Below are 25,914 nucleotides of genomic sequence, written 5' to 3'. Positions count from 1 at the left end.
ACCAGCGCAAGAGGCCAAAAACACCTCAAACTGCTGCAGCGCCAAAGCACAACACCAGCGCAACACCCAAGGCTCAGCCCGCTGGCTGTGCGCTGCGTTGCACGCTATATTGATTCCATTCCCTCTCTATTCACCGCCTGATGACCACCTCCACCAAATCGGAAACCGCCGCCAAGAAAGACGTCACCAAACTCCAGCGCGCCATCGTCGATGGCCTGGAGGACGTCAAGGCGCAAGACATCCAGGTCTTCAACACCGAGCATCTCTCGCCGCTGTTTGAACGGGTGATCGTGGCATCGGGCACCTCCAACCGCCAGACCAAGGCCCTGGCCGCGAGCGTGCGCGACGCGGTGAAGGAAGCCGGTTTCACCAAGCCGCGCATCGAGGGCGAAGACAACGGCGAATGGATCATCGTGGACTGCGGTGCCGCCGTGGCGCACATCATGCAGCCCGCCATCCGCCAGTATTACCGCCTGGAAGAGCTGTGGGGCGACACGCCCGTGCGCCTGAAGCTCGGCGCGGCCAAGCCGGTCTCCAGCGCGGCCACCGAGCTGGCCGAGAAGAAGTCGGCCCAGAAGGCGGCGAAATCCGACGCCAAGGCCGCTGGCAAGGCGCCTGCAAAAAAGACGGCGGCGCCCACCGTGGCGGCCCGTTCCGGCAAGGCCACGGTGAAGGCCGTGGCCAGGACCGCCGCCAAGACTGCCGCGGCTGCGCCGGCCAAGTCTGCTGCCGCCAAGCCGGCTGCGAAGACCCACGTTGGCAAGCCCGCCGCCAAACCCGCCAGCAAGACCGCGGGCAAGGTTGCCGGCACGGCAGCCGCCAGGAAGCCTGCAGCGCCCAAGGCACCCGTCAAGACCGTGGTCGTGAAGCCAGGCGGCGCGAAAAAGCCCGCAGCCAAGAAATCATCGGCCCCCGTGGGCAAGGCGCCTGCGCGCGCCGCCGCCAAGCCGGCGTCCAGGACCGCTGGCGCCGCCGCAGCGGCCAAGCCCGCGGCCAAGAAGGCTCCAGCCCGCAAGGGCTGATGCGTGGGCGGGGCTGTGTGCTGGCCGCTACGCCTGCGCACGGCGCCCCCTCTGAACCCCAGGTGCACATCACATGAAGCTGCTTATCGTGGCGGTCGGGCAGCGGGTGCCTGACTGGGCGCAAACGGCTTACGACGACTACGCCAAACGCTTTCCGCCCGAACTCAAGGTCGAACTCAAGGCCGTCAAGACCGAACCGCGCGGCTCCAAGACCCTGGAGACGCTGTACGCCGCCGAGCGCGAGCGCATCGAGGCGGCCATCCCGCGCGGCACGCGCGTGGTGGCGCTGGACGAGCGCGGCACCAGCCTCACCACCAAGGCCCTGGCCGAACGGCTCAAGGGCTGGCAGCTGGGTGGCGACGACGTGGCACTGGTCATCGGCGGCCCGGACGGGCTCGATCCGGCGTTTCGCCAGGGCGCGCACGAGCGCATCCGCCTCTCGGACCTGACTTTGCCCCACGCCATGGTGCGCGTGCTGCTCATCGAGCAGCTGTACCGCGCCTGGTCGGTGAACGCCGGGCACCCCTACCACCGCGAGTGAGGGCTGGATCGGCGTGCGGGCGAAATACTATATTTTTTATAGCTGCTAGCGCTTGATGGATAAGCGCTAGAGCCGGTTTTCTTCTCAAAATCCGTTCATGCCCGACTTCATCTACCTTGCCTCCCAGAGCCCCCGCCGGCGCCAGTTGCTCGAACAGCTGGGCGTGCGCCACGAACTGCTGCTGCCCAACGTGGACGGCGACGAGCCCGAAGACGCCGAGGCCATCGAGGCGGTGCTGCCCGGCGAGGCGCCCACGGCCTATGTGGAGCGCGTGACCGGCCTCAAGCTGGATGCCGCCGTGGCCCGGCGCGCGCGCCGGGGTTTGCCGGATGCGCCCATCCTGTGCTCCGACACCACCGTGGCCCTGGGCCGCACGATTTACGGAAAACCCGACGACGCACAACACGCTGCGCGCATGCTGGCCGAACTGGCAGGGCACGAGCACCGCGTGCTCACCGCCGTGGCGCTGCAGGTGGGCCCCAGGCGCCTTTCTGCGCTGTCGGTGTCGCGCGTGACCTTCGCCGCCATGACGCCCGCGCAGATTGATGCCTACGTGGCCACGGGTGAGCCACTGGGCAAGGCCGGGGCTTACGGTATTCAGGGCCGGGCTGCTGCCTATGTGGAGCACCTGGCTGGCAGCTATTCGGGCATCATGGGGTTGCCGATGTACGAGACAGCGCAACTCCTGCGCGCCGCCGGGTTTCAGATATGACCCTCCTGAGTCGCTTGCGGCGCCTTCCCCCCAGGGGGATGCTGCCAGGGGCCTGGCAAAGCCAGTTCCCCGGCGGCCCTGGCGTAGCGCCCCGGTGATTCCAACAGCAGCAAGAACGCGACCGATTTCAGAAAAGAAGAAGCCATGCAACAAGACATCCTGATCAACTGGTCGCCCCAGGAAACCCGCGTGGCCGTGGTGGAGCATGGCGCCGTGCAGGAGCTGCACATCGAGCGCACGCTGGAGCGCGGCCTGGTGGGCAACGTCTACCTGGGCAAGGTCTCGCGCGTGCTGCCGGGCATGCAGTCGGCCTTCATCGACATCGGGCTGGAGCGCGCGGCCTTTTTGCACGTGGCCGATGTGTGGCAACGCCAGCCCGATGGCGAGCCGCCGGCATTCGCCCGCAAGAACGAGCCGCAGGTACCCATTGAAAAGCAGGTGTTCGAAGGCCAGTCGCTGATGGTGCAGGTCATCAAGGACCCGATCGGCACCAAGGGCGCACGCCTGTCCACGCAGATCAGCGTGGCCGGGCGCCTGCTGGTGTTTCTGCCGCAGGACGACCATGTGGGCGTGTCGCAAAAAATCCCCGGCGCGGAGCGCGATGCGCTGCGCGCGCGGCTGCAGGCGCTGGTGGGCGACAAGGCCACGGGCGGTGGCGGCGGCTTCATCCTGCGCACCAACGGAGAGGATTCGACCGACGCCGAGCTGGCGGAGGACATCGCCTACCTGCGCAAGACCTGGGCGCGCATCAAGGAGGCATCGCTCAAGCTGCCCGCGATGTCGCTGCTGCACCAGGACCTGGACCTGCTGCAGCGCGTGCTGCGCGACCTGGTGGGCGACCACACGCAGACCATCCGGCTCGACTCGATGGAGCAGTTCCAGCGGCTGCGGGCGTTTGGTGTGGAGTTCATGCCCGCCGCCGCCGGCAAGCTGCAGCACTACAAGGGCGAGCGCCCGATCTTCGACCTGTACTCCATCGACGAGGAAGTGGCGAAGGCGCTGGGCCGGCGCGTCGATCTGAAATCCGGCGGCTACCTCATCGTGGACCAGACCGAGGCGCTGACCACCATCGACGTGAACACCGGTGGCTACGTGGGCGCGCGCAATTTCGACGACACCATCTTCAAGACCAACCTGGAGGCCGCGCAGGCCATTGCGCGCCAGCTGCGTCTGCGCAATCTGGGCGGCATCATCATCGTGGACTTCATCGACATGGTGCGCGAGGACCACCAGCAGGCCGTGCTGGCGGAGTTCCGAAAGCAGCTTGGCCGCGATCGCGTGAAGACCATGGCGGGCGGCTTCTCGCAGCTGGGCCTGGTGGAGATGACGCGCAAGCGCACCCGCGAATCGCTGGCCCACATGCTGTGCGAACCCTGCGAGGCCTGCCAGGGCAAGGGCAGCGTGAAGACCGCGCGCAGCGTGTGCTACGACATCTTGCGCGAGATCCTGCGCGAAGCCCGCCAGTTCAACCCGCGCGAGTTCCGCGTGGTGGCCTCGCCGCGGGTGGTGGAGCTGTTCCTGGACGAGGAAAGTCAGCACCTGGCCGGTCTCTCGGACTTCATCAAGAAGCCGATCTCGCTGCAGTCCGAAAGCGCGATGGGGCAGGAGCAGTACGACATCGTGCTGCTCTAGCCCTGGCCGCCTTTTTCGCCGCCAGCTCAGCTTTCGATCTGCATCGCCGGACGCGCCTGCACGCGCGCCAGCCAGGCCTGCACGTGGGGGTGTGCGTTGACGGGCGCACCCAGGTACACGCTGTAGCCCAGGACCGAGCCCACCACCAGGTCCACCAGCGAGTAGTCCGCGCCCAGCATCCAGGGCTGCGCGGCCAGCCGTGCATCCAGCAGCGCCAGCAGTTCGTTCAGCCCCCGGGTGGCGGCCTCGGCGTGCGCGGGGCTGCGCAGGGCCTCGTCGCCTTGCGTGGCCACCTGCAGGCGCACCAGGACCGTGCCGTAGGTGACATACGCCCAGACGCACCACGACAGGGCCTGCAGCGCCTCTGGCGTGCCCGCGGCGGGCCACAGCCCCCGCTCGATGCCGTAGCGGTGGCCCAGCCACAGGTGGATGGCCAGCGCCTCGAACATGGGGGCGCCGTCCACGGTCAGGGTGGGCACCTTGCCGTTGGGGTTGAGGGCCAGGTACTCCGGGCGGCGCTGCTCGCCAGTGCGGATGTCGATCTTCACGCGCTCGTGGGGCACGCCCAGTTCGGCAAGGGCGCAGGCAATGGGGCTGGCGCTGGACATGGGGTGCCAGTAGAGGACGATGGACATGGAAAACTCCTTGGTGGTGGTGGAAGAAAAGGTGGTGCCACTGTAGATTCCATTGCGGACAGTTTCGGTCCTCAATAAAAAGTACAGTCGCACCATGCTCACGTCATCGACCCGCCTTTTGCGCCTGCTGTCGCTGCTGCAGACGCGCAACCACTGGATGGGGCCAGAACTGGCCGAGCGCCTGGAGGTGCACCCGCGCACCCTGCGGCGCGACATCGACCGCCTGCGCCAGCTGGGCTACCCTGTGCATGCCAGCAGCGGGGTGGCCGGCGGCTATGCCTTTCGCGCCGGACAGGCGCTGCCGCCCCTGCTGCTGGACGACGACGAGGCCCTGGCCGTGTCGATCGCGCTGCGCACCGCCACGGCCGGCGCGGTGGGCGGCATCGAGGAGCCCGCGCTCCGGGCGCTGGTCAAGCTGGAGCAGGCCATGCCCGCGCGCCTGCGCAAACGCGTGGACGCGCTGCGTTCGGCCATCCTGCCGCTGGACCGCACCGGACCGGTGGTGGAAGCATCGCTGCTGGCCACGCTGGCGTCCGCCTGCCGCGACCAGCTGCGCATCGAGTTCAGCTACGAGGACGGCAAGGGCCGCAGCGCACAGCGCCAGGTGGAGCCGCAAGGCGTGGTGCACACCGGCGAGCGCTGGTACCTGGTCGCCTGGGACCGGGTGCGCACCGACTGGCGCACCTTCCGCATCGACCGCATCGTGGGCGACCCCCAGGTGGGCGCGCATTTCGCGCCCCGGGCCTCGCCTGACGGCGGCGATCTGAAGGGCTACGTTGCGCGCTCCATCTCGGCGCCGCACCACGCCGAGCAGGCGCGCGTCGTGCTGCATGCGCCGTATGCGGTGATGTCGCGCCGCATTCCCAAGTCCGCGGGCGTGGTCTCCACCCTGGGCAAGGGGCTGCGGTGCCAGCTGGAGTGCGCGGCCAATGACTCCCTGGTCTACTGGCTGATGGCGCTCGATGTCGAATTCGAGGTGCTCGCGCCGGCATCGCTGAAGGAGCGGCTGCGGGTGGCGGGCGAGCGGGCGTTGCGCTGCACGGCATGAGCCTTTGGGGGCTGTGGCAGGCATCGATGGCCGATCCCGCTCCGGCCACCAGAGCCGGGCCCTTCCTGGCAACTGCTGCACCCGTTGCAGGAGTCAACTGCATGCCCCCCGATTGCTGGATACGGCACCACAATTTACGCTCTGTGCATGGAATCAACCGACAAGGAAAAACCCATGCACCACCGCGTGCGGATCGATGCAGCCGGAGGGCCCGATGTCCTGCGGCTGGAAGGGGTGGAGCCCCAGGCGCCCGGCCCAGGCCAGGTGTGGCTCGCGCAGGCGGCCATCGGCGTGAACCCGCTGGACGTGAGCCAGCGCAAGGGCGCGGTGCCCATCCCGTTCCCGTCGGGCCTGGGGCTGGAAGGCGCGGGGCAGGTGGCGGCCGTGGGGCCGGGGGTGCTGAATGTGGCGGTGGGAGATCGCGTGGGCTACGCCACCGGGCCGCTGGGGGCCTATGCCAGCGCGCGCCTGTTCCCGGCCGAGCGGCTGGTCAGGCTGCCCGATGCGCTGGGGTTGGACGAGGCGGCGGCGGTGCTCTTCAAGGGCATCACGGCGCAGTACCTGCTCAAGACGACATATTCCGTGGCCCCGGGCTCGAAGGTGCTCATCTATGGCGCGGGCGGCGCGCTGGGCCAGCTGATGTGCGCCTGGGCCCGTCACCTGGGCGCCTTTGTGATGGGCGTGGTCTCCCGGCCCGGGAGCGTGGAGCGCGCCCGGGCGGCGGGCTGCGACGCGGTGTTCGTGTTCGACCCCGCCACGCTGGCGGGCCAGGTGCGCGAGGCCACGCATGGCAGCGGGGCCGACGTGGTGTACGACCCCATCGGGCGGGCCACGCTGGAGGCCTCGCTCGACAGTCTGCGCCCGCGCGGCCTGCTGGTGTCCTTCGGTGCCACCTCGGGCGTGCCGGCGCCCATCGCGGTGGGCACGCTCAATGCCAAGGGCTCGCTGTTCCTCACGCGCCCCTCGCTGGCCGCGCACACGGCCACGGCGGCGGAGTACCAGGAGCGCGCCCAGGACGTGCTGCGGGCCGTGGCGGACGGCGTCATCACGCCGCGCATCTGGCGCCGCTACGCGCTGGCCGATGCGGGCACCGCGCATGCCGACCTGGAGCAGGGGCGCTCGCAAGGTGCGATCATCCTGGCTCCGTAGCCTCTGCGCTCCCATGGCGCTTTTGATACCCGATGGACCTGCTCGACAGCCAGCACGCCGATGAACTGGCCACCCTTATTGCCCTGAGCGACGCGGGTTCGTTCGCGGCGGCGGGCCGCGCGCTGCAGCGCCACCCCTCGGTGCTGTCCAAGCGCCTGAACGCGCTGGAGCGCCGCCTGGGCGTGAGGCTGGTCGAGCGCACCACGCGCCAGCTGCACCTGACGCACGAAGGCCAGCGCCTGGTCGAGAAGGTGCGCGAGGCGACGGACTTGATCGCACAGGCCCAGAAGGAAGCGGCCGATGGCGCGGCGCAGGTGCGCGGGCGGCTGCGCGTGTCGGTGCCCGCCGCCATGGGGCGGCGCCTGCTCAGCCCGATGGTGGCCGAATTTGCGCTGGCCCATCCGCAGGTCACGCTGGAGCTGGAGTACGCCGACCGGCTGGTGGACATCGTGGGCGAGCGCTTCGACGCCGCGATCCGCATCGGCCAGCTGGCCGACAGCCGGCTGGTGGCCACGCGGCTGTGCAGCCACCGCCGCATCATGGCGGCGGCGCCGGGCTACTTGGCGAAGAACGGCACCCCGCAGGTGCCCGCGGACCTGGCGCAGCACAACTGCCTGGGCTTCACCGGCCTGCAGTCCTACCCTGAATGGCAGCTCACGCAGGCGGGGGCGAGCCACAGCGTGGTGGTGCGCGGATCGCTGGTCAGCAACGACAATGAGGCACTGCTCGCGGCCGCCATCCTGGGCGTGGGCATCCTGGCGGGCGGCGACTGGCTGATCGACCCCGGCATCGCATCGGGCCAGCTGGTGCAGGTGCTGCCGCAGTGGCAGCTCAACACCGACGCGGGGATCTATCTGGTGCGGCCCTCGGCACGCTTCAGCACGGCGGCGATGGCGGCCTTTCGCGCCTGGGTGGTGGACTGGTTTGCCGCGCGGGCGGACAACGGTCGTGACCAGGCCACCGTGGATGTGCCCCCGTGAGCTTGGCGTCCTTGTGTTGTCAACTTCGTCTTGTTTCGGCTGCGATGCCGGTCCGCGCTTTTTCCTCTATTGACATTCCATGACCCAGGCAACGCCCCAGCCCCAGCAGCACCCCACCGCCACGCCGGGCACGCTCGACGCGCTCATTCCCCTGCTCTTCGTCGCGCTGTGGAGCACCGGCTTCATCGGCGCCAAGCTGGGGCTGCCGTATGTGGAGCCGCTCACCTTTTTGGCCATTCGTTTCGCGATCGTCGCCGTGCTGATGCTGGCGGTGGTGACGCTGGTGCGTGCTCCGTGGCCGCCATCGGGCAGGGCCTGGCTGCACATCGGCGTGTCAGGCCTGCTGGTGCACGGGGTGTACCTGGGCGGGGTGTTCATCGCCATCGGCCACGGGCTGCCGTCGGGCATCACGGCGCTGGTGGTGGGGCTGCAGCCGCTCTTGACCGCGCTGGTGGCGGGCGCCCTGCTGGGCGAGAAGGTGCGGCCCGCGCAGTGGGCGGGCCTGGCGCTGGGGTTTACCGGCGTGGCGCTGGTGGTGGCCGGCAAGGTGGCCACCGTGCCGGGCGGCGCGCTGGTGGGCATGCTGCTGCCGGCCGTGGTGGCGCTGCTGGGCATCACGGCCGGCACGCTGTACCAAAAGCGCTTTTGCCCCGCGTTCGACCTGCGCACCGGCTCGGTCATCCAGTACCTGCCGTGCGTGGTGGCCATGGCCGTGCTGGCGTACGCGACGGAAACCATGGCCGTGCAGTGGAGCGGCGAGTTCCTGTTCGCGCTGGGCTGGCTGGTGCTGGTGCTGTCCCTGGGCGCCGTCAGTTTGCTGAACCTGCTGATCCGCCGTGGTGGCGCGGTGAACGTGGCCAGCCTGTTCTACCTGACCCCGCCCACCACCGCGCTGATCGCCTGGGCCGTGTTTGGCGAGACGCTCGGCGGCTGGGCGCTGGCGGGCATGGCGCTGGCGGTTCTGGGTGTCTGGCTGGCCCGGCAGACCCGGTAGGGCCGGGGGCCGTGGCCTGGTCAGAGCTTGCGCAGCCGCTCCAGCGCGGCGCGCAGCGTGTCGTCCTTCTTGGCAAAACAGAAACGCACCACGCGCTGGTCAAACCCGTCTCCGTAGAACGCCGACAGCGGAATCGCCGCCACGCCCACCTCGCGGGTGAGCCACTGGCAGAAGTCCGATTCGTTCAGGTCGCTCACGGCCGAGATGTCCACGCACTGGAAGTAGCTGCCGGTGCTGGGCAGCAGCTTCAGGCGCGAGCCCTCCAGGCCCTGGCGGAACAGGTCGCGCTTGGCCTGATAGAACGCGGGCAGCTGCAGGTAGGGCGCCGGGTCCTGCAGGTAGGCGGCCAGGCCGTGCTGCATGGGCGTGTTCACGGTGAACACGTTGAACTGGTGCACCTTGCGGAACTCGGCCGTCAGCGCTGCGGGGGCGGCCACGGTGCCGACCTTCCAGCCGGTGACGTGAAAGGTCTTGCCAAAGCTCGACACGATGAAGGCGCGTGCCGCCAGGCCGGGAAAGCGTGCAGCGCTTTCATGCTCGGCGCCGTCGAACACCATGTGCTCGTACACCTCGTCGCTGATGAGCAGGATGTCGGTGGGCGCGAGCAGGTCTTCCAGCTGGCGCATCTCCTGGGCCGTCCAGATGGTGGCGCTGGGGTTGTGCGGGCTGTTGATGAGGATGGCGCGCGTGCGCGGCGTGATGGCCGCACCGATCTTGCCGAAGTCGGGGCGGAAGGTGCCCGGCGTGAGCGGCACGCGCACCGCCTTGCCGCCCGCCAGTTCGATGTTGGGCACGTAGCTGTCGTAGCAGGGGTCGAGCACGATGACTTCATCGCCCGGGTGCACGATGGCCAGGATGGCGGTGATGATGGCCTGCGTGGCGCCGGCCGTGATGGTGATCTCGGTGCCCGGGCTGTACCGGCGGCCGTGCAGCGCTGCGATCTTGCTGGCGACCGCCTCGCGCAGGGCCGGGATGCCGGGCATGGGCGGGTACTGGTTGTGGCCGGCCTGCATGGCCCGCGTCACGGCATTCACCAGCTCCGGGGCGCATTCGAAGTCGGGAAACCCCTGGCCCAGGTTGACCGCGCCGTGCTCGGCCGCCAGGGCCGACATCACGGTGAAGATGGTGGTACCCACCTGGGGCAGCTTGCTGGGGAAGGCGGGTGTGCGGGCGGTGTCGGTGGTCTCAGTCATGGCGCTGTGGCGGAAGGTCAGGCTGGGAAGCAATGGGGTGGTGCAATGGGCAATCGGGTGGGTGCCGGTGTCAGAGTTCGTAGTCGTTGACGTGGCCGGTCATCGCGCGGGCGATGAGCTCGCGGCTCAGACGGTCGCTGAGCAGTTCGGCGAACTTGTAGACGAAGTTGCGCAGGTACGCACCCCGCTTGAAGGCCACCCGCGCCACGCTCTGGCCGAACAGGTGCCCCACGGGACGCACGGCAAGGTCACCCACGGGGTCGTCGCGCATGGCCATTTCGGCCACGATGCCGATGCCCAGGCCCAGGCGCACGTAGGTCTTGATCACGTCGGAATCGATGGCCTCGAGCACGATGCGGGGCTGAAGCTTGCGTGCGGCAAAGGCATGGTCGATCTTGCCGCGGCCGGTGAAGGAGGGGTGGTAGGTGATCAGCGCCTCGTGGGCCAGGTCGTCCAGCCCGATGCGCTCCTTCTGCGCCAGCGGGTGGTCGTTGGGCACCACCAGCACGTGCTGCCATTCATAGCAGGGCAGGGTGACGAGTTCGGGGTAGTCGGCCAGGGATTCGGTGGCCATGCCGATCTCGGCCACTTCATCGATCACCATGCGCGCCACTTCGTGCGGTGTGGCCTGGTGCAGGCTGATGTTGACCTTGGGATAGGCCTCGCGCAGGCGCGCCACGGGCACGGGCAGCACGTAGCGGGCCTGGGTGTGGGTGGTGGCGATGCTGAGGGTGCCGCTGTCCTGGGCGCTGAACTGCTCGCCGATGCGCTTGAGGTTGCCCACCTCCCGCATGATGACCTCGATGCTCTTGAGCACGTGCTGGCCGGGTTCGGTGATGCGCTTGAGGCGCTTGCCATGGCGCGCGAAGATGTCCACTCCCAGTTCTTCTTCGAGCTCGATGATGGCCTTGGACACGCCCGGCTGGGAGGTGTGCAGGGCCTTGGCCGCTTCGGTCAGGTTGAGATTGCGGCGCGCAGCCTCTTGAACGAAGCGGAATTGGTGCAGATTCATATCTGATATCGCCTAAAGAGTTGCATCATTATGCTGCAGCTATCTAAGGGATTTCAGCGGAAGGCACCTCACAGGCAATTTCTGCCATCAAAGCCGTCATGCGCGGGTCTTCGCCAATGGCGGGCTGCACATGGAACCGCACGGCGGGATGGGCCGCTCGCAACTCCTCCACCAGCAGCGGCAGGTCGTTCCGCGCATGCTTGCCCGTGCCAAGGAACATGGGCACGACAGTGACATGGGCCGCTCCCTGCGCGACGAGCTGGTCCGTGGCCTGTGCCAGCGTGGGGGTGCACAGCTCCAGGTACGCGCAGGCCACAGGGCGGTCCGGGTGCTGCCCGCCGATGCGGGCGGCCACGGCTTCCATGGGGGCGCGCCACAGGGGGTCGCGCGAGCCGTGGGAGAACAGGACGATGGCGCGGTGGTTCATGGGTTGCAGATCGGGGCAGGGTGACAGCCGGGGCTAGCGCCGGAGCACCAGCCATCCAAAGGCCGCGAGCGAAAGCACGGAGTAGATCAGCCCGGGCGCGGCCGCCGTGAGCCACGGCGACCAGTTCTGCAGGTTGCCCGCATAGCCAAACACGTTGTTCAGCAGGAAGAAGCTGATGCCGGCCATGACGCCGCCAAACACATAGCCCGCGATGCCGCCCGAGCGGAAGTGCAGGTAGGCAAAAGGCAGGGCCAGCACCACCATCACCAGGCAGCTGAGGGGATAGAACACCTTGCGCCAGAACTCGATCTCGTAGCGCTGGGCGGACTGGCCGTTGGCGTCGAGGTGGCGGATGTACTGGAACAGGTCGATGGTGGCCATGCGGTCGGGTTTGAGCAGCGAGGCGGCCACCATGTCGGCGCTGATGCGGGTGGGCCATTGCAGGGTGGGGGCATCGAAGTGCTCCACGCGCGCTTCGTCGCCGCCGCGCTGCTCGAAGCGGCTGCGCTGCACCTTCTCCAGATTCCACGCGCCGTCCGGCCCAAACTGGCCCGCCGCCGCTCGTGTCTGCGATGCCAGCCGGCCCTTGGCATCGAACTCGAAGATGCGCACGTCCAGCATGCCGCCGTTGGTCGTGAGCGCGCGGACGTTCACCGCATAGGAGTGGTCGTCCTGGCGCTCCTTGAGCCAGGCGCCGGTGGCGCCCGTGGTCAGGCGCCCGAGGTACCGCACCTTGACCAGCTGGGCGGCGCGGTCGGTCAGCGGCGCGATGTAGTCGCCCACGGCGAAGGTCAGAAGCACGAAGAAGCCGCCCAGCGCCACCAGCGTGCGCAAGGCACGCCAGGGGCCCATGCCGCTCGTGCGCATGATGGTGAACTCGGAGCTTTGGGCGAGCCGCGCCATCACGAAGATGGTGCCGATGAGCACCGTGATGGGCAGCAGCTCGTACAGGTGGCTGGGAATGCTCAGCACCACGAACAGGAACGCGTGCGAGAGCTGGTAACCCTCGGCGCCGGTGCGGCCCACCCAGCGCAGTTCGTCCACCAGGTCAAAGAAGAAGAACAGCGCCAGAAACCCGGCGGTGACGAAAGCGACCGCGAACAGGGCTTCGCGGTGGATCAGGCGGCGGATGGTTTTCATGCGGGGCTCCCTGGCGGCGTGGGCTGCCAAAGCCGCCGCAGCGTCCAGTGGTTGTGGCGCGCGGCCAGTACCAGCAGCGACATGAGCAGCATGCCGCCGTGCAGCAGCACCATGAAGCTCACCAGGCCGAGCCGGCCTGCGCCCACCCAGCTTTGCCCCAGCGTCATGAGGTTGTAGTACACGATGAAGGCAAAGAGCGCGAACACCAGGCTGGTGCTGCGCGCGGCGCGCGGGTTGACGCTGGCCACGGCCAGCCCCAGCACCACGAAGTTGAGCGCCGCCAGCGCCAGCCCCAGGCGCCAGCCCAGCTCGGCCCTGTAGGCGGGCAGGGGCTGCATGAGCAGCTCGTGCGTGGCGCGGGTCTTGACGGAGAGCTCTTCGGCCGAGCCCGCGGGCGCGGAGCCAATGCGGGTGCCGTATTCGACGAACTCGCTGATTTTCACGCCGGGTTTGTCGCGTGAGGTCTCCAGCCGCTGGCCCTCGCTCAGCACGGCCATGCGCTCGCCGCCCCGTGTCTCCAGCCGGGCGCTGCGCGCAGAGGTGACGGATTCGCGGGCACCGTCGGTGGCGGCGATGAAGATGTTGTTGCCGGCCTGGGTGTCCGGGCTGTCCTTGTCGATGAAGAACACCCGGCTGCCATTGGAGGATTCCTGGAACTCGCCGGGTGCGATGCGGTCGATGTCGCTGCGCTGTTCATAGCGCGTCTTGAGTTCCTGGATCTGGGAATTGGCCCAGGGCCAGACCAGCAGCGACAGCACGGCGATGATGACCATCACCGGCCAGGCAAAACGCAGCAAGGGCCGCAGCAGGCTGACCAGCCCGCGGCCGCTGGCGAACCAGATGACCATTTCACTGTCTCGGTACATGCGCGACAGCGTCCCGACCACGGCGATGAAGAGGCTCAGGCTCAGGATGGTGGGCAACTGGCCCAGCACCGTGAACCCCATGACCAGCATGACATCGGAAGGGCTCACGCTGCCCCGCGATGCCTGGCCCAGGGTGCGGATGAGCATCATGGTCATGACCACGGTCACCAGCACCACGAGGGTCGCACCGAAGCTGCGCGCCAGCTCCTTGCGGATGGATGAATCGAATAACATTGGCTAGGAGCGCGCTATGCACTTTTGCGTGCATGTCAAAGTGCATAGCACGCTCAAAAGGAAAACACCGATTATGAACTTTGATCTCAAGACCCTTGACCTTGCTGCGGCAGCTTCGGAAAAATGCGACCTGCTGGTCGTCCTGCTTCCCGAGGGCTTCAAGCCCGGCAAGGATGCGCTGTCTGCCCTGGCGGCGCTGGCGCTCAAGAACGGAGATCTGTCCACCAAGGCAGGCAAGCACCTGCAGCTGTACCAGGTGCCTGCCGTTGCGGCCCGCCGGGTGGTGCTGGTCGGGCAGGGCGACGGCGCGGCCCGCGCCACGCGCCAGGCCCTGCAGGCGGTGGGATCGGCCATCAAGGCGCCGCAGACCAAGCGGGTGGCGCTCTGTTTTGCGGGTGCTGCGCAGCCAGCGGCCGTCAGTGCCGCCGTGCAGGCCGTGGCCGAAGCGAGCTACGTCTATACGACCACCAAGACAAAGGTGGAGGCGCGCAGCCTGAACCGCTGCGTGGTGGGCGTGCACAGCGTCCCCGAGGTGCGCGAGGATTTCGATGCCGGCGTGGCACTGGTCGCCGGGGTCGAGTTCGCGCGGGAATGGGGCAACCGCCCCGCCAACCACGCCACGCCCAGCCTGCTCGCCGATGCGGCCAAGACACTGGCCAAGCTGCCCCGCATTCAGTGCAAGGTCCATGGCCCGGCCGAGGTGGCCCGCCTGGGAATGGGCGCCTTCCTCGCCGTGGCGAGGGGGTCCGAGGAGCCTTTGCGGTTCATCGAGCTGCGCTACAGCGGCGCGGCCAAGGACCAGGCGCCTGTCGTGCTGGTGGGCAAGGGCATCACGTTCGACACGGGGGGCATCTCGATCAAGCCCGCGCCGGAGATGGACGAGATGAAGTTCGACATGTGCGGCGCCGCCAGCGTGCTGGGAACGTTCCGCGCGCTGGGCGAGCTGCAACCCGCCATCAACGTGGTGGGGCTGATCCCCGCCTGCGAGAACATGCCCGACGGCCGTGCTGTCAAGCCCGGCGACGTGGTCACGAGCATGAGCGGCCAGACCATCGAGATCCTCAACACCGACGCCGAAGGCCGGCTGGTGCTCTGTGATGCGCTCACCTATGCGTCCCGCTTCAAGCCCGCCGCCGTGGTGGACATCGCCACGTTGACCGGCGCGTGCGTGATTGCGCTGGGTGGCGTGCGCAGCGGGCTGTTTGCCAACAACGATCCCCTCGCAGCCGCGCTGCAGGAGGCCGGGGAGTCCGCGCAGGACCCCTGCTGGCGCATGCCGCTGGACGACGATTACGCGGATGGCCTCAAAAGCAATTTCGCGGACATGGGGAACGTGGCGGGCCGCGCGGGCGGTTCCATCACCGCGGCCAAGTTCCTGCAGAAATATGTGGGTGACCTGCCCTGGGCCCATCTGGATATCGCGGGGACGGCCTGGAAGGGTGGGGCCGCCAAGGGGGCCACGGGGCGGCCGGTCGGGCTGCTGGTGCATTACCTTCTGAGGCAGGCGGCCAACACCAAGCCCGCCTCCAAGGCATCTTCGGCGGCGCGTGCGGCCTCCCCCAGGCCGGCGACGGTGAAGGCGCCGCGCGCCAAGCTCGGCTGATCTCGCCATGACCGAGGTCGCGTTTCACTTCAATGCGCCGGACAAGCTGGCCTATGCATGCCGCTTTGCGCGCAAGGTGCAGCGCAGCGGTGCACGGCTGGTGATTGCAGCACCGGCCGAGACGCTGGCGGTGCTGGACCGCATGCTCTGGGTGCTGGCGCCGCAGGATTTTGTGGCCCATTGCCTGGGCGGTGCCGACGAAGAACTGGTCCATGCATCGCCCGTGCTGCTGACGGCCGACGCGCGTTCCGCCGCGCACCACGAGGTGCTGTTGAACCTGCACGCCGAAGTGCCGGAAGGGTTTGGCCGGTTTGATCGCCTGGTCGAGGTGGTGAGCGCGCAGGATGAGGCCGATCGCGGCGAGGCGAGGTCGCGCTGGCGCCACTATGCCTCACGCGGGTATGAGATCACCCGCCACGACCTGGTGCTGAAAGCCGGCTGATGGCGCTGCCCCCCAAGACGCCTCCGCGCTTTGTCCCCACCCTCACCGAAGTGGTGCGGGCGCCGGATTCCGCCCCATCGCAGGCCGCGGCCGCTGCACCATCGCGCACCACGGTCATGCATCCCTCCATGCTGCCCGAGGCGCGGCCGGTGGCGAACGCCGTGCACCAGGCGGCGCAGCCGCCGGGTTCCTTCGTGTCCGGTGCCCATCGGCCCGCCGTGGTCCCGCCAAGGCCCGCCGCCCCGCCGGGCATCGTTCCCGCGCCGGCCCGCAATGCTCCGGCAGCGGGCACCGTGGCGCCGCCCGTGTCCGTGGGGGCCGTGAGTCCGGTTGCGCTGACCCGACCATTGCCGGAGGGCATGGAGGAATATATGGTGCACAGGGTCATGCAGCGCGTGGACGTTGTGCTGGATCAACGTTTGCGCGAAGCGATCGCCACGGTGGTGCAGGAGCAGACACGATCGGTGCTGCCACGGCTGCGCGAAGAGATTGAATCGGTGGTCCGGCACGCTGTGTACGAGGCGGTGGCGGATGAGCTGGCCAGCGGGACGCCCTCGGTGCCAAAGGGATGACAGGGTATTCCCCTGTGGTTTCTCTCGCTTTTAATCGTGTTCCCTAATGATCTGGCCCGTAAATTGCGATATGTTCGCCTGCGTTGAGACACAAGAATATTCTCAGCGTTTATCTTTACTGGAGATTGATATGCAATTGAAGTTGAAACTGACCGTGGTTGCTGCTATCGCGGCTGCTGCTGGTGTGGCCTCTGCACAAGAGCAGGTGGTCAAGATCGGCCACGTGGCTCCGGTTTCCGGTGCCCAAGCCCACTACGGCAAGGACAACGAAAATGGCGCCCGCATGGCCATTGAAGAGCTGAACGCTCAAGGCGTCACCATCGGCGGCAAGAAGATCAAGTTCGAGCTGCAGGCCGAAGACGATGCAGCCGATCCAAAGCAGGGCACGGCCGCTGCACAGAAGCTGTGCGACTCCAAGGTCGCAGGCGTTGTCGGTCACCTCAACTCCGGTACCACCATCCCCGCATCCAAGGTCTACAACGACTGCGGCATTCCGATGGTGACGGGCGCTGCGACCAACCCCAACCTGACCAAGCCAGGCTACAAGACCACCTTCCGCATCATCGCCAACGACAACGCCCTGGGCGCTGGCCTGGCTTTCTACGCGGTCGACACGCTCAAGCTCAAGACCGTTGCCATCATCGACGACCGTACCGCTTACGGCCAAGGCGTGGCAGACGTGTTCAAGAAGACGGCCACGGCCAAGGGCATGAAGGTGGTGGACGAGCAGTTCACGACCGACAAGGCCACCGACTTCATGGCCATCCTGACCGCCATCAAGTCCAAGAACCCTGATGCCGTGTTCTACGGCGGCATGGACCCACAAGCCGGCCCCATGCTGCGCCAGATGGAACAGCTGGGCATGGGCAACGTGAAGTACTTTGGTGGTGATGGCGTCTGCACGTCGGAAATCGCCAAGCTGGCCGCCGGTGCCAAGACCCTGGGCAACGTGATCTGCGCCGAAGGCGGTTCTTCGCTGGCCAAGATGCCTGGCGGCACGGCCTGGAAGGCCAAGTACGACGCCAAGTACCCCAACCAGTTCCAGGTGTACAGCCCCTACACCTATGACGCCACGTTCCTGCTGGTGGACGCCATGAAGCGTGCCAACTCCGTGGACCCCAAGGTGTACGTGAACGAACTGGCCAAGGCCAGCTTCAAGGGCGTGACCTCCACCATCGCCTTCGAACCCAACGGCGAAATGAAGAACCCCGCCATCACCCTGTACGTCTACAAGGACGGCAAGAAGACCCCGCTGTAATTAGTCAGCGCGGTACCGCGCTGCAGGGCCCCTGTGCCCTGCAGGGCTCAAAAAAGGCTTCCCTCGGGAAGCCTTTTTTATTGGGCGCCCGCCCCGCCGATGGCGCAAGCGGCCCGGTTGTTGGCCTGCTGGCTAGCGCCTTACCTGAAGCGAGCCTGGATTCACGATATTGGTGGGCGTGCCCTTGATGAAATTCACCACGTTGTCGAATGCCGCGCCAAAGTACAGCTCATAGCTGTCCTGCTCGACATAGCCAATGTGGGGCGTGCAGATGCAATTCTCCAGCCGCAGCAAGGCGTGGCCCTGAAGGATGGGTTCGCTCTCGAACACATCGACCGCCGCCATGCCGGGACGGCCCCGGTTCAACGCTGCGATCAGCGCGTCGGGCTCGATCAATTCGGCCCGCGACGTGTTGACGAGAAGGGAGGTGGGCTTCATGCAAGACAGGTCTTCCAGCGAGACGATGCCGCGCGTTTCATCGTTGAGGCGCAGGTGCAGCGAGATCACGTCACACTGCGAGAAGAACTCCTCGCGCGTGGTCGCGGCCTGGTAGCCGTCCGTCAAGGCCTGGGCGCGGGACGCCTCGCGGCCCCAGATACGCACGTTCATGCCGAAAGCGCGTCCGTAGCCAGCCACGAGCTGTCCGATGCGGCCATATCCCCAAATGCCCAGCGTTTTGCCGCGCAGCACGTTGCCAAGGCCGAAGTTGGCGGGCATGGATGCGGTCTTCAGCCCGGACTGCTGCCAGGCGCCGTGCTTGAGGTTGGCGATGTACTGCGGCAGCCTGCGCATGGCTGCCATCACGAGGGCCCAGGTCAGTTCGGCCGGGGCCACCGGGGACCCTATGCCCTCGGCCACGGCAATGCCCCGCTCCGTGCACGCCGTCACGTCGATGTGACTGCCGATCTTGCCGGTTTGCGCGATCAGTTTGAGGCGGGGAAGCTTTTCCACCAGTTGGCGCGTGATCTGTGTGCGCTCCCGCACCAGAACGATGATGTCGGCATCCTTCAGGCGGACAGAAAGCTGCCCAAGTCCTTTGACGGTGTTGGTGTAGACCTTGGCGGTGTACGCGTCGAGCCGGGATGCGCAGTGCAGCTTGCGGACTGCGTCCTGGTAGTCGTCGAGAATCACAATGTTCATCCCGATATTGTGCCTTGGTGGCGCCACCGGCATTCACCGGGCCGCCGTCCTGGGGCATCAAAGTACGGGGCTTTTGGTGACGGAGTGTTGGCGCATCCCGCAAAACGCTGCTGACCATGGCAGGACGGGGCGGGGCCGTGCCATCGCTCCCCGGCCGTTTTTCTCACGCCCGCAGATCCATCTCTTTCGAGAAGGAACGCCACACGCCAACGAGGACCGTGCCGTTGGCGCCGTTGGCCCGTGATGAAGGAAGTATCTTGGTCTCAAGAGGCCTGCAGGGCTCCCTCGCAGGCCACCATGCGGTCCAGTTCCGCGCACACGTCGGCCATCCTGCCGGCGATCACCAGCCGGCCCGTGCCGGGGGCTGAGATCCTGCGCAAGACCTTGGCGGTCCGGCGGCCCGATCCATCGGTGGGCCGCGGCGCGGCGCAGGCGCTGCGGCTTCCTGCGGGCGGTACCGGCATCGCGGGCGGTGCTCTGCGGGTGCCGGCCTGCCGCCCGGGGCCTTCGGCGGGGGGCGTCTGGGGCGTGTTGACCGTGAAGGGCCAGTTGCCGCGCAGCGGACGTGGGCCAGGGAGACCCTGCGGGCGGTGGATGCTCCTGGAGCCGGCCGTGCCCCGGCCGTCGCTGCGGTCCGTGTCATCATGGTGGGAACGGGGTGGGGGCGAACCTGCCGCAGACGGCACCGCGAGCGCGGCGGTCGAGTGAAACCAGCGCGTCAGCGAGCGCAGCGGCATGGGCAAGGTGGAAAAGGTGATCAAGGCAATTCCCATGTGAAAACTCCGAAGGTCGGGGGTTGGACATAGGCAGGATTGCAAATTGAACCCGCACCGCAGGGCTGGCGTGCCGGTTTGCCCGGCACACCAAACGCCCGCCACCTGCAATGCGGTAGTGAATGGACCAGCAGCCGGAGCCGGCTACATCAGCATGGTGTTGCGAATGAGGCCTACCGCGAGACCTTCGATTTCGAAAGGTTCGCCAGGCTGTACCACGATGACCGGGTAGTCCGGGTTTTCAGGCAGCAACTCGATGGCCGTGGCGGTGCGCCGCAGGCGCTTGACCGTCACGTCGTCTCCCAGGCGGGCCACGATGATCTGGCCGTTGCGCGCCTCGCGGGTGGACTGCACGGCCAGCAGGTCGCCGTCCATGATGCCGGCATCGCGCATGGACATGCCACGCACCTTGAGCAGGTAGTCGGGCTTGTGCTGGAACAGGCTGTTTTCCACGCTGTAGGTCTGGTCGACGTGTTCCTGCGCGAGAATGGGCGAACCCGCCGCCACACGCCCCACCAGGGGCAAGACCAGCTGGGAGAGCCCGGGAATGGGCAGGTGGAACTGGCTGCCGCGCGCTGCATTGATGGAGCGCAGCGTGTCGCTGCGCAACCGGATGCCCCGCGATGTGCCGCTCACCAGTTCGATCACGCCCTTGCGTGCGAGGGCCTGCAGATGCTCTTCTGCCGCATTGGCCGACTTGAAGCCCAGTTCAGCCGCGATTTCGGCGCGGGTGGGAGGCGCCCCTGTGCGTGCAATGGCGGTCTGGATGAGGTCCAGGATCTGTTGCTGGCGGGCCGTGAGTTTGGGGTTGTCGAGCATGGTGGTTTCCGGTGGAGGCGGCTACAGTGAAGGACAACTGTTTTTTAATCCAGTAACTGTATTTTTCACCAGTTTTTCGGAGTATGCAAGTGAGTGGGCAAAAAATTGTGGTTTTGGGCACTGGAGGAACCATTGCCGGCACGTCGGCACAGGCGGGCGACAACATCGGGTACACCGCCGCGCAGGTCGGGGTGGAGCAGCTGCTGGCAGCGGTCCCCGGATTGCAGGAGGCGGCCGGTGGCATGCTCGTGGCGGAGCAGGTGGCTCAGATCGACAGCAAGGACATGGATGGCGGGGTGTGGCAGGCCCTGGCGCTGCGCTGCGCCCACCACCTCCAGGATGCTTCCGTGCGCGGGGTGGTCATCACCCACGGCACCGATACGCTGGAGGAGACGGCCTGGTTCCTGAACCAGGTGCTGGATACCCGGCTGAAACCCGTGGTGCTGACCTGTGCCATGCGCCCGGCCACGGCGCTCACGCCCGACGGGCCGCAAAATCTCCTGGATGCCGTGGCGGTCGCGGTGGCTGCGGGTGCCCGCGGCGTGCTCGCAGTGGCCGCTGGCGAGGTCCACGGCGCACAGCAGGTCCAGAAGGTGCATCCGTACCGTGTCCATGCGCTCAGTTCGGGCGAGGCCGGGCCTTTGGGGTGGGTGGAGGAGGGCGCCATTCGCCTTGCGCAGGATTGGCCGATACCGCCCGCCAAGCATGCGTGTGGTGCTCTGCAAAATATAGCAAATGCAGCGGCCTGGCCCCGCGTGGAGGTGATCATGAGCCACGCGGGCGCCACGGGCGCCATGGTGGATGCGCTGGTGCGTGACGGCGTCCAGGGGCTGGTGGTGGCATGCACCGGCAACGGCACCATCCACCACCTTCTGGAAGCCGCATTGCTGCGCGCGCAGGAGGTGGGCGTGCGGGTGGTCCGGTCCACGCGCTGCACCGAGGGGCGGGTGCTGCCCAAGCCTGGTGACGTGCTGCCTGATTCCGGCGGGCTGCCGCCCCTGAAGGCCCGGATCTCGCTGATGCTGGACCTGATGCGCTGAGCGCGAAGGCTGTCCGGTGTTGTTTGCAGCCCTCAAGACACACGCCTGGGCCTACCCGGCGCTGGAAGTGGTGCACATCGTTGGCATTGCCCTGCTGCTGGGCAACCTGGTGCTGCTGGAGTTGCGCGTGTTTGGCCGGGGGGCGGCGCTGCCCGTCAAGGACATTGCGCGGCTCAGCCTGTCGCTGGCATTGTGCGGCTTTGGCCTGGCGGCGGCATCGGGCCTGCTGATGTTCGCCACCCAGCCTTCCGAGCTGCTCGCCAGCCGCGCATTCACCTTGAAGATGCTGCTGTTAATGCTTGCGGGCTGCAACGCCGCGTGGTTCCATGGGCGTGGATCGCTGGCGCGCCTGGACGCCCTGGCCCGGGTGCAGATGCTGGCGTCCACGCTGATCTGGCTGGCCGTGGTGGTCTGTGGCCGCTGGATCGCCTATCTGTGACCTGACAAGGAGAGAACCGATGAGTCTGCAACGCCGCCGCCTGCTCCTGGCCACTGCGATGGTTCCGCTCTGGGCGCGCGCCCACCATGGCTGGAGCAGTTTTGATGCCGAGCGCCCCATCTATCTGGAAGGCACGGTGCGCAAGGTGCGCTGGCAAAACCCCCATGCCGAGCTGGAGCTGGAGCTTCCCGCGCAGCTACGGCTTCCCGCGGACCTGGCGCAGCGCGCGGTGCCCGCCCAGGCCTCGCCCGTGGACGGCAAGGCCTTGCTGGCCAAGGCGGTGCTGCCCACCCGCAAGGACCGCCGCTGGGAGATCGAGCTGGCGCCCCTGACACGCATGCAGGCCTGGCAGGTGCAGGAGATCAAGCCCGGCACGGACCTGTCGGTGGTGGGCTTCACCCTGCGCGATGAGAAGGGCGATGCGGTGCTGCGCGCGGAATACCTTTTCGTGGACGGCAAGGCCTACGGCCTGCGCTCCAGTCCGGCCTGAACAAAACCAGGATGGGTGGCAAGGCCGGGGCCATGAGGGTCTGGCCCGCTGGTGCCACGGCGCGCCTGACGGGGCCACCGGCACCTCCCAAAAGAAAAGCGACGCCCTGGTGCCCCATGGCGTCGCTGGTCCTGGGGCGTGACCCTCGCGCTCAGCTGGCCAGCGCCTGGAGCGCGCGCGCGGTGATTTCTTCCACGCTGCCCGTGCCGCTGATGGCGCGGTACTTGGGGGCGGCGTCGGGCTCGGCCTGGGCCCAGCTGCTGTAGTAGTCCACCAGGGGGCGCGTCTGGTCGCTGTAGACCTGCAGGCGCTTCTTGACGGTTTCTTCCTTGTCGTCTTCGCGCTGGATCAGTTCCTCGCCCGTCAGGTCATCCTTGCCTTCCACCTTGGGGGGGTTGAACTTGACGTGGTAGGTGCGGCCGCTGGCAGGGTGCGAGCGGCGGCCGCTCATGCGTTCGATGATGGCGTCAAAAGGCACATCGATTTCGAGCACGTAGTCGAGCTTGACGCCCGCCGCCTTCATGGCGTCGGCCTGGGGAATGGTGCGGGGAAAGCCGTCGAACAGGAAGCCGTTGGCGCAGTCCGCCTGCGTGATGCGTTCCTTCACGAGACCGATGATGATGTCGTCGCTGACCAGGGCACCCGAATCCATCACGGCCTTGGCCTGCAGGCCCAAGGGCGTGCCCGCCTTCACCGCCGCCCGCAGCATGTCGCCGGTGGAGATTTGCGGGATGCCGTATTTCTGGCAGATGAACGTGGCTTGCGTGCCCTTTCCGGCGCCAGGCGCGCCCAACAGAATCAGTCTCATGGAAGTCCTCGAAGGTTAGAAATCGGTTGGCGCCGCTGGCGGGGACGTTCGAAGGGCGCCTGAAGCCGTTCTGTGCGCCCGGGATGCGGTGCTCTCGTTGCGGGCGAGGATAGCATGCGACCACCTTGCGCTGACTTACACGCCGTACCGCGCGGCGGCCAGGGTGTCGCGGTGCGGATAGTGCCCTGCACGGTGGCGCGGGCAGGTCCCCGCGCCACGGGGCTGCCGGGGCGTCCGTCAGCGGAAAAGGCTGCGGACCCGCTCCAGATCCTCGGGGGTGTCCACGCCAGGCCCCGGGGCGGTGCTGGCCAGGTGCACCGCGATGCGGTGGCCGTGCCACAGCGCGCGCAACTGCTCCAGCGCTTCCACGGCTTCGGTGGGGGCTGGCGCCAGCGCCGGAAATTCCCGCAGGAAGCCGGCACGATAGCTGTAGATGCCCACATGCCGCAAAGGCGCGAACCCCGCCAGGGCGGCGACGCCGGGTGTGGCCGCCTGGGCGGCGCCTTGCCACCAGGGCGTTGCGGCATGGTCGCGGGCGAAGGGGATGGGCGCCCGGCTGAAGTAGTGCGCCAGGCCCCGCGCGTCCAGCACCACCTTCACCACGTTGGGGTTGGCGTAGTCGGCTTGCGACGCAATGGCGTGAGCGGCCGTGCCCATGCTGGCCTCGGGGCGGGCCGGCAGCAGTTGCGCCACGGCATGGATGAGGCCGGGGTCCATCAGGGGTTCATCCCCCTGCACGTTGACGACGATGTCGGCGCCATCCAGCCCCAGCTGGACGCAGGCCTCTGCCAGCCGGTCGCTGCCGCTGGCATGGTCGGCGCGGGTCAGGATCGCCTCCACGCCGTGGGCCGCGCAGGCCTGCAGGATGCGGTTGTCGTCGGCGGCCACCACGACCCGGGTGGCGGCGCTCTGGGCCGCGCGGCGGGCAACCCGCACCACCATGGGCAGGCCGGCGATATCGGCCAGGGGTTTGTCGGGCAGCCGGCTCGATGCCATGCGGGCCGGGATCAGCACCGTGAAGCGGCAGTCCGGTGCCACGGCGCCGGGGGCGGGCACAGCGCTCACTGCTCCAGTTCCTCGTCGGTGAGCGTGCGGGCTTCGTTTTCGAGCAGCACCGGGATGCCGTCGCGCACCGGGTAGGCCAGCCGCGCGCTGCGGGAGACAAGTTCCTGCGCCTCGCGGTCGTAGGTCAGCGGGCCTTTGGTGACAGGGCAGACCAGCAGTTCAAGCAGTTTGGGATCCATGGTGGCGGTGCTTCCGGGAGGTTCGTTCGGGCAGGCAGCGATGATAGCGGCGGCCAGCCCCGCGGGACCTCCGGTGCGCGCTAAAGATCACCCGGTGCCGGCAGGCGCGCATCCAGGGCCGCGAAAAAGGCTGGATCCATGTGCAGTTGCAGGGGCACGGCCAGTGCGTCCGGGTGGCGGGGCCACAGCTTGACGGCATCTTTTTCAGTGCAGATCAGCGTGTAACGGTTATCTGGTGAGCGGTTCCAGCTATCAAAATCATAGTGATCCGGCAGGGCCTGCGCGTGCGCCAGTTGCAACGCCTGGGCCTGCAGCATCGCAAAGAAGTCCCCGGGGCGTGCGACGGCCGCCACCGCGTGCAAAGGCTGCCCCCGCAGGCTGGACAAGGGCACGCGGGTGCCGTCCGAGCGCACGGCCCAGGGGGCCAGGCGCCGTTGCAGCGCATAGGCCTCGAAGTCTCCGCGGGGCGGTACGCCACCCGCATGGAGCACCAGGTCCACCGGCCGCGGCCAGGGCTCGCGCAGCGGGCCCGCAGGCAGCAGGAAGCCGTTGCCGACGCCCTGGTCGTTGAAGATGCAAACCTCCACATCGCGCGCCAGGGCCAGGTGCTGCAGCCCGTCGTCGCAGACGATCACGTCGGTGTGCGGGTGCGCCGCCAGCAGGGCGCGGGCCGCGGCGATGCGGCGCGGCGCGACGAAAACCGGCACCCCGCAGCTGCGCGCGATCAGCGCGGGCTCATCGCCCACCTCGCGGGCGGGGCTGTCGGGCGCCACCGCCCGGCAATCGGTGGTGCTGCGGCCATAGCCGCGCGAGATCACCCCGGGGCGCAGGCCGCGAGTCTGCAGGTGTTTCACCACGGCGATGACCACGGGCGTCTTTCCGGCGCCTCCGGCGATCACATTGCCCACCACGACGACGGGACGGCCCGGGTGTTCGGCCTTGAGCACGCCAGCGCGGTAAAGCCCCCGGCGCAGGGCCACCAGCGCCTGGTACAGCAGGGAGACGGGCCACAGCGCCCAGGCGGCCGGGCCGCGTGCCTGCCAGATCTTCTGCAGCCCGGAGGCCGGGGAAGGGGCGCCGCCGTGCGCCGCGGACCGGGGGGGCGGGGGCGGCTGCGGCCCGGGGCCAGCCATGCCGTGTCAGCGGCCGGTGCTGCGCGCCGCGGCCGACGACTGCGTGGCAAACGTGATCTGCGTGAGGCCCACGCGGCGCGCCGCCTCCATCACCGAGACCACGGACTGGTGCGGGGACATGGCGTCGGCGCTGATGATCACGACACTGTCGCGCCCGGCGGTGGCGGCGCCGCGCAGGGCCTGCGCGATGGCGTCCACGCTCTTGCCGTCCACGCCGTTCTTGTTGACGGCATAGCGGCCGTCGGCGGCTACCGAGACGATCACTTCCTTGGGATGGTCGCGCTGCTGCTCGGCGTCGGCCACCGGCAGGGTGAGCTGCAGCTCCGTGAACTTGCTGTAGGTGGTGGTCAGCATCAGGAAGATGAGGATCACCAGCAGCACATCGATGAACGGGATCAGGTTGATCTCCGGCTCTTCCTTGGCGCGGGGGCGAAAATTCATGTCGACGATCCAATGGGCGGTACGCGTTGCCCGCGAAGTTTGGAAACCGGCGGCCTCAACGCGGGCGGGCGTGGCGCAAGGGCCGCCCCACCGCACGGGCGGCGTTCCCCTGCCCGCGGTGCATGGC

29 protein-coding genes are annotated in these 25,914 nt (G+C 67.9%); 15 read left to right on the top strand and 14 right to left on the bottom strand.

All coding sequences use genetic code 11. The annotated features are described in order from the left end of the window. The first annotated feature begins 140 nt into the window (after positions 1–140). From rsfS to rng, 4 genes are all read left to right on the top strand, one after another. Complete coding sequence (gene rsfS, locus AC07OD_RS06580) at positions 141–1,022, top strand: ribosome silencing factor (protein ID WP_218338491.1); 882 nt, start codon at positions 141–143, stop codon at positions 1,020–1,022. 73 nt (positions 1,023–1,095) lie between these two features. Next, a complete protein-coding gene (gene rlmH, locus AC07OD_RS06575; RefSeq protein WP_005798500.1) occupies positions 1,096–1,563 on the top strand; it encodes a 23S rRNA (pseudouridine(1915)-N(3))-methyltransferase RlmH in 468 nt (155 codons plus the stop codon). A gap of 97 nt (positions 1,564–1,660) precedes the next feature. Next, positions 1,661–2,275 (top strand): Maf family protein, encoded by a 615-nt coding sequence (locus tag AC07OD_RS06570; RefSeq protein ID WP_218294868.1) that lies wholly within the window; start codon positions 1,661–1,663, stop codon positions 2,273–2,275. A 144-nt stretch (positions 2,276–2,419) separates the two neighbouring features. Continuing rightward, on the top strand, positions 2,420–3,907 hold the full coding sequence (gene rng, locus AC07OD_RS06565; RefSeq protein ID WP_218294869.1) for a ribonuclease G: 1,488 nt from the start codon (positions 2,420–2,422) through the stop codon (positions 3,905–3,907). Between the two features lie 26 nt (positions 3,908–3,933). Here the strand turns inward: rng and AC07OD_RS06560 are convergent, their stop codons facing one another. Next, complete coding sequence (locus AC07OD_RS06560) at positions 3,934–4,542, bottom strand: glutathione S-transferase family protein (protein WP_218294870.1); 609 nt, start codon at positions 4,540–4,542, stop codon at positions 3,934–3,936. Between the two features lie 94 nt (positions 4,543–4,636). Here AC07OD_RS06560 and AC07OD_RS06555 point away from each other — a divergent pair, with 94 nt between their 5' ends. The 4 genes from AC07OD_RS06555 (at position 4,637) to AC07OD_RS06540 (ending at position 8,713) form a co-directional block, all read left to right on the top strand. Further along, complete coding sequence (locus tag AC07OD_RS06555; RefSeq protein ID WP_218294871.1) at positions 4,637–5,590, top strand: helix-turn-helix transcriptional regulator; 954 nt, start codon at positions 4,637–4,639, stop codon at positions 5,588–5,590. Positions 5,591–5,764: 174 nt separating this feature from the next. Then, on the top strand, positions 5,765–6,739 hold the full coding sequence (locus AC07OD_RS06550) for a quinone oxidoreductase family protein (protein ID WP_494595747.1): 975 nt from the start codon (positions 5,765–5,767) through the stop codon (positions 6,737–6,739). 32 nt (positions 6,740–6,771) lie between these two features. Beyond that, positions 6,772–7,719: a LysR family transcriptional regulator gene (locus tag AC07OD_RS06545; RefSeq protein WP_494595745.1), complete on the top strand. Its 948-nt coding sequence runs from the start codon at positions 6,772–6,774 to the stop codon at positions 7,717–7,719. Between the two features lie 79 nt (positions 7,720–7,798). Then, entirely contained in the window at positions 7,799–8,713 is a 915-nt protein-coding gene (locus tag AC07OD_RS06540) for a DMT family transporter (protein WP_492245281.1), read from the top strand. Positions 8,714–8,733: 20 nt separating this feature from the next. On the opposite strand, the gene AC07OD_RS06535 is transcribed toward AC07OD_RS06540, so the two are convergent. From AC07OD_RS06535 to lptF, 5 genes are all read right to left on the bottom strand, one after another. Next, positions 8,734–9,906, bottom strand: coding sequence for a pyridoxal phosphate-dependent aminotransferase (locus AC07OD_RS06535; RefSeq protein WP_494595743.1), 1,173 nt, complete (start codon positions 9,904–9,906; stop codon positions 8,734–8,736). Between the two features lie 70 nt (positions 9,907–9,976). After that, the gene (locus AC07OD_RS06530; RefSeq protein WP_218338495.1) at positions 9,977–10,918 is read right to left on the bottom strand and encodes a CysB family HTH-type transcriptional regulator; all 942 of its coding nucleotides are present in this window, start codon (positions 10,916–10,918) and stop codon (positions 9,977–9,979) included. Between the two features lie 43 nt (positions 10,919–10,961). Then, positions 10,962–11,345 carry a sirohydrochlorin chelatase gene (locus AC07OD_RS06525; protein WP_369642537.1) on the bottom strand — a complete coding sequence of 128 codons (384 nt, stop codon included), beginning with the start codon at positions 11,343–11,345 and terminating at the stop codon, positions 10,962–10,964. 33 nt (positions 11,346–11,378) lie between these two features. Continuing rightward, positions 11,379–12,485: an LPS export ABC transporter permease LptG gene (gene lptG, locus AC07OD_RS06520; RefSeq protein ID WP_494595740.1), complete on the bottom strand. Its 1,107-nt coding sequence runs from the start codon at positions 12,483–12,485 to the stop codon at positions 11,379–11,381. Beyond that, the gene (gene lptF / locus AC07OD_RS06515) at positions 12,482–13,585 is read right to left on the bottom strand and encodes an LPS export ABC transporter permease LptF (protein WP_218294878.1); all 1,104 of its coding nucleotides are present in this window, start codon (positions 13,583–13,585) and stop codon (positions 12,482–12,484) included. The genes lptG and lptF overlap by 4 nt, the downstream gene beginning before the upstream one ends. 73 nt (positions 13,586–13,658) lie before the next feature. Here lptF and AC07OD_RS06510 point away from each other — a divergent pair, with 73 nt between their 5' ends. The 4 genes from AC07OD_RS06510 (at position 13,659) to AC07OD_RS06495 (ending at position 17,460) form a co-directional block, all read left to right on the top strand. After that, on the top strand, positions 13,659–15,188 hold the full coding sequence (locus AC07OD_RS06510; RefSeq protein WP_218338497.1) for a leucyl aminopeptidase: 1,530 nt from the start codon (positions 13,659–13,661) through the stop codon (positions 15,186–15,188). A gap of 7 nt (positions 15,189–15,195) precedes the next feature. Then, the gene (locus AC07OD_RS06505) at positions 15,196–15,630 is read left to right on the top strand and encodes a DNA polymerase III subunit chi (protein WP_218294880.1); all 435 of its coding nucleotides are present in this window, start codon (positions 15,196–15,198) and stop codon (positions 15,628–15,630) included. Beyond that, positions 15,630–16,202, top strand: coding sequence for a hypothetical protein (locus AC07OD_RS06500; protein WP_492253271.1), 573 nt, complete (start codon positions 15,630–15,632; stop codon positions 16,200–16,202). Before AC07OD_RS06505 ends, AC07OD_RS06500 begins: the two co-directional genes overlap by 1 nt. A gap of 130 nt (positions 16,203–16,332) precedes the next feature. Beyond that, a complete protein-coding gene (locus AC07OD_RS06495) occupies positions 16,333–17,460 on the top strand; it encodes a branched-chain amino acid ABC transporter substrate-binding protein (RefSeq protein ID WP_218294882.1) in 1,128 nt (375 codons plus the stop codon). 132 nt (positions 17,461–17,592) lie between these two features. On the opposite strand, the gene AC07OD_RS06490 is transcribed toward AC07OD_RS06495, so the two are convergent. The 3 genes from AC07OD_RS06490 to lexA all read right to left on the bottom strand — a co-directional run bounded on the left by AC07OD_RS06490 (position 17,593) and on the right by lexA (position 20,192). Beyond that, a complete protein-coding gene (locus AC07OD_RS06490) occupies positions 17,593–18,600 on the bottom strand; it encodes a D-2-hydroxyacid dehydrogenase family protein (RefSeq protein ID WP_218294883.1) in 1,008 nt (335 codons plus the stop codon). 263 nt (positions 18,601–18,863) lie between these two features. Further along, complete coding sequence (locus tag AC07OD_RS06485) at positions 18,864–19,373, bottom strand: hypothetical protein (protein WP_494595736.1); 510 nt, start codon at positions 19,371–19,373, stop codon at positions 18,864–18,866. 144 nt (positions 19,374–19,517) lie between these two features. Then, entirely contained in the window at positions 19,518–20,192 is a 675-nt protein-coding gene (gene lexA, locus AC07OD_RS06480) for a transcriptional repressor LexA (RefSeq protein WP_218294885.1), read from the bottom strand. A gap of 83 nt (positions 20,193–20,275) precedes the next feature. Between lexA and AC07OD_RS06475 the strand changes: the two genes are divergently transcribed. Genes AC07OD_RS06475 through AC07OD_RS06465 form a run of 3 tightly spaced genes read left to right on the top strand, consistent with a single transcriptional unit; the run spans position 20,276 to position 22,161 of the window. Continuing rightward, positions 20,276–21,232, top strand: a complete 957-nt coding sequence (locus tag AC07OD_RS06475) for an asparaginase (protein WP_494595734.1) — start codon at positions 20,276–20,278, stop codon at positions 21,230–21,232. A 19-nt stretch (positions 21,233–21,251) separates the two neighbouring features. Next, positions 21,252–21,671, top strand: coding sequence for a hypothetical protein (locus AC07OD_RS06470; protein WP_494595732.1), 420 nt, complete (start codon positions 21,252–21,254; stop codon positions 21,669–21,671). A gap of 19 nt (positions 21,672–21,690) precedes the next feature. Next, positions 21,691–22,161 (top strand): DUF6152 family protein, encoded by a 471-nt coding sequence (locus tag AC07OD_RS06465; RefSeq protein ID WP_218294887.1) that lies wholly within the window; start codon positions 21,691–21,693, stop codon positions 22,159–22,161. A 151-nt stretch (positions 22,162–22,312) separates the two neighbouring features. On the opposite strand, the gene adk is transcribed toward AC07OD_RS06465, so the two are convergent. The 5 genes from adk to AC07OD_RS06440 form a co-directional block, all read right to left on the bottom strand. Continuing rightward, entirely contained in the window at positions 22,313–22,969 is a 657-nt protein-coding gene (gene adk / locus AC07OD_RS06460; protein WP_218338501.1) for an adenylate kinase, read from the bottom strand. A gap of 237 nt (positions 22,970–23,206) precedes the next feature. Beyond that, a complete protein-coding gene (gene kdsB, locus AC07OD_RS06455; protein WP_494595729.1) occupies positions 23,207–24,034 on the bottom strand; it encodes a 3-deoxy-manno-octulosonate cytidylyltransferase in 828 nt (275 codons plus the stop codon). Next, positions 24,031–24,213: a Trm112 family protein gene (locus tag AC07OD_RS06450; RefSeq protein ID WP_056062396.1), complete on the bottom strand. Its 183-nt coding sequence runs from the start codon at positions 24,211–24,213 to the stop codon at positions 24,031–24,033. The genes kdsB and AC07OD_RS06450 overlap by 4 nt, the downstream gene beginning before the upstream one ends. 80 nt (positions 24,214–24,293) lie before the next feature. Then, positions 24,294–25,346, bottom strand: coding sequence for a tetraacyldisaccharide 4'-kinase (lpxK, locus tag AC07OD_RS06445; RefSeq protein WP_494595727.1), 1,053 nt, complete (start codon positions 25,344–25,346; stop codon positions 24,294–24,296). Positions 25,347–25,352: 6 nt separating this feature from the next. After that, the gene (locus AC07OD_RS06440) at positions 25,353–25,787 is read right to left on the bottom strand and encodes an ExbD/TolR family protein (protein ID WP_218294890.1); all 435 of its coding nucleotides are present in this window, start codon (positions 25,785–25,787) and stop codon (positions 25,353–25,355) included. Positions 25,788–25,914: the final 127 nt, after the last annotated feature.

The sequence above is a fragment of the Acidovorax sp. GW821-FHT10E03 genome (assembly GCF_059415205.1).
Note: the sequence above shows the minus strand (reverse complement) of the source record. Positions and strands in the feature narration are given on the sequence as shown.

Coding starts and splice junctions, on each gene's coding strand:
- rsfS (WP_218338491.1), top strand. CDS start 141: ATGACCACCTCCACCAAATCGGAAACCGCCGCCAAGAAAGACGTCACC.
- rlmH (WP_005798500.1), top strand. CDS start 1,096: ATGAAGCTGCTTATCGTGGCGGTCGGGCAGCGGGTGCCTGACTGGGCG.
- AC07OD_RS06570 (WP_218294868.1), top strand. CDS start 1,661: ATGCCCGACTTCATCTACCTTGCCTCCCAGAGCCCCCGCCGGCGCCAG.
- rng (WP_218294869.1), top strand. CDS start 2,420: ATGCAACAAGACATCCTGATCAACTGGTCGCCCCAGGAAACCCGCGTG.
- AC07OD_RS06560 (WP_218294870.1), bottom strand. CDS start 4,542: ATGTCCATCGTCCTCTACTGGCACCCCATGTCCAGCGCCAGCCCCATT.
- AC07OD_RS06555 (WP_218294871.1), top strand. CDS start 4,637: ATGCTCACGTCATCGACCCGCCTTTTGCGCCTGCTGTCGCTGCTGCAG.
- AC07OD_RS06550 (WP_494595747.1), top strand. CDS start 5,765: ATGCACCACCGCGTGCGGATCGATGCAGCCGGAGGGCCCGATGTCCTG.
- AC07OD_RS06545 (WP_494595745.1), top strand. CDS start 6,772: ATGGACCTGCTCGACAGCCAGCACGCCGATGAACTGGCCACCCTTATT.
- AC07OD_RS06540 (WP_492245281.1), top strand. CDS start 7,799: ATGACCCAGGCAACGCCCCAGCCCCAGCAGCACCCCACCGCCACGCCG.
- AC07OD_RS06535 (WP_494595743.1), bottom strand. CDS start 9,906: ATGACTGAGACCACCGACACCGCCCGCACACCCGCCTTCCCCAGCAAG.
- AC07OD_RS06530 (WP_218338495.1), bottom strand. CDS start 10,918: ATGAATCTGCACCAATTCCGCTTCGTTCAAGAGGCTGCGCGCCGCAAT.
- AC07OD_RS06525 (WP_369642537.1), bottom strand. CDS start 11,345: ATGAACCACCGCGCCATCGTCCTGTTCTCCCACGGCTCGCGCGACCCC.
- lptG (WP_494595740.1), bottom strand. CDS start 12,485: ATGAAAACCATCCGCCGCCTGATCCACCGCGAAGCCCTGTTCGCGGTC.
- lptF (WP_218294878.1), bottom strand. CDS start 13,585: ATGTTATTCGATTCATCCATCCGCAAGGAGCTGGCGCGCAGCTTCGGT.
- AC07OD_RS06510 (WP_218338497.1), top strand. CDS start 13,659: ATGAACTTTGATCTCAAGACCCTTGACCTTGCTGCGGCAGCTTCGGAA.
- AC07OD_RS06505 (WP_218294880.1), top strand. CDS start 15,196: ATGACCGAGGTCGCGTTTCACTTCAATGCGCCGGACAAGCTGGCCTAT.
- AC07OD_RS06500 (WP_492253271.1), top strand. CDS start 15,630: ATGGCGCTGCCCCCCAAGACGCCTCCGCGCTTTGTCCCCACCCTCACC.
- AC07OD_RS06495 (WP_218294882.1), top strand. CDS start 16,333: ATGCAATTGAAGTTGAAACTGACCGTGGTTGCTGCTATCGCGGCTGCT.
- AC07OD_RS06490 (WP_218294883.1), bottom strand. CDS start 18,600: ATGAACATTGTGATTCTCGACGACTACCAGGACGCAGTCCGCAAGCTG.
- AC07OD_RS06485 (WP_494595736.1), bottom strand. CDS start 19,373: ATGGGAATTGCCTTGATCACCTTTTCCACCTTGCCCATGCCGCTGCGC.
- lexA (WP_218294885.1), bottom strand. CDS start 20,192: ATGCTCGACAACCCCAAACTCACGGCCCGCCAGCAACAGATCCTGGAC.
- AC07OD_RS06475 (WP_494595734.1), top strand. CDS start 20,276: ATGCAAGTGAGTGGGCAAAAAATTGTGGTTTTGGGCACTGGAGGAACC.
- AC07OD_RS06465 (WP_218294887.1), top strand. CDS start 21,691: ATGAGTCTGCAACGCCGCCGCCTGCTCCTGGCCACTGCGATGGTTCCG.
- adk (WP_218338501.1), bottom strand. CDS start 22,969: ATGAGACTGATTCTGTTGGGCGCGCCTGGCGCCGGAAAGGGCACGCAA.
- AC07OD_RS06450 (WP_056062396.1), bottom strand. CDS start 24,213: ATGGATCCCAAACTGCTTGAACTGCTGGTCTGCCCTGTCACCAAAGGC.
- lpxK (WP_494595727.1), bottom strand. CDS start 25,346: ATGGCTGGCCCCGGGCCGCAGCCGCCCCCGCCCCCCCGGTCCGCGGCG.
- AC07OD_RS06440 (WP_218294890.1), bottom strand. CDS start 25,787: ATGAATTTTCGCCCCCGCGCCAAGGAAGAGCCGGAGATCAACCTGATC.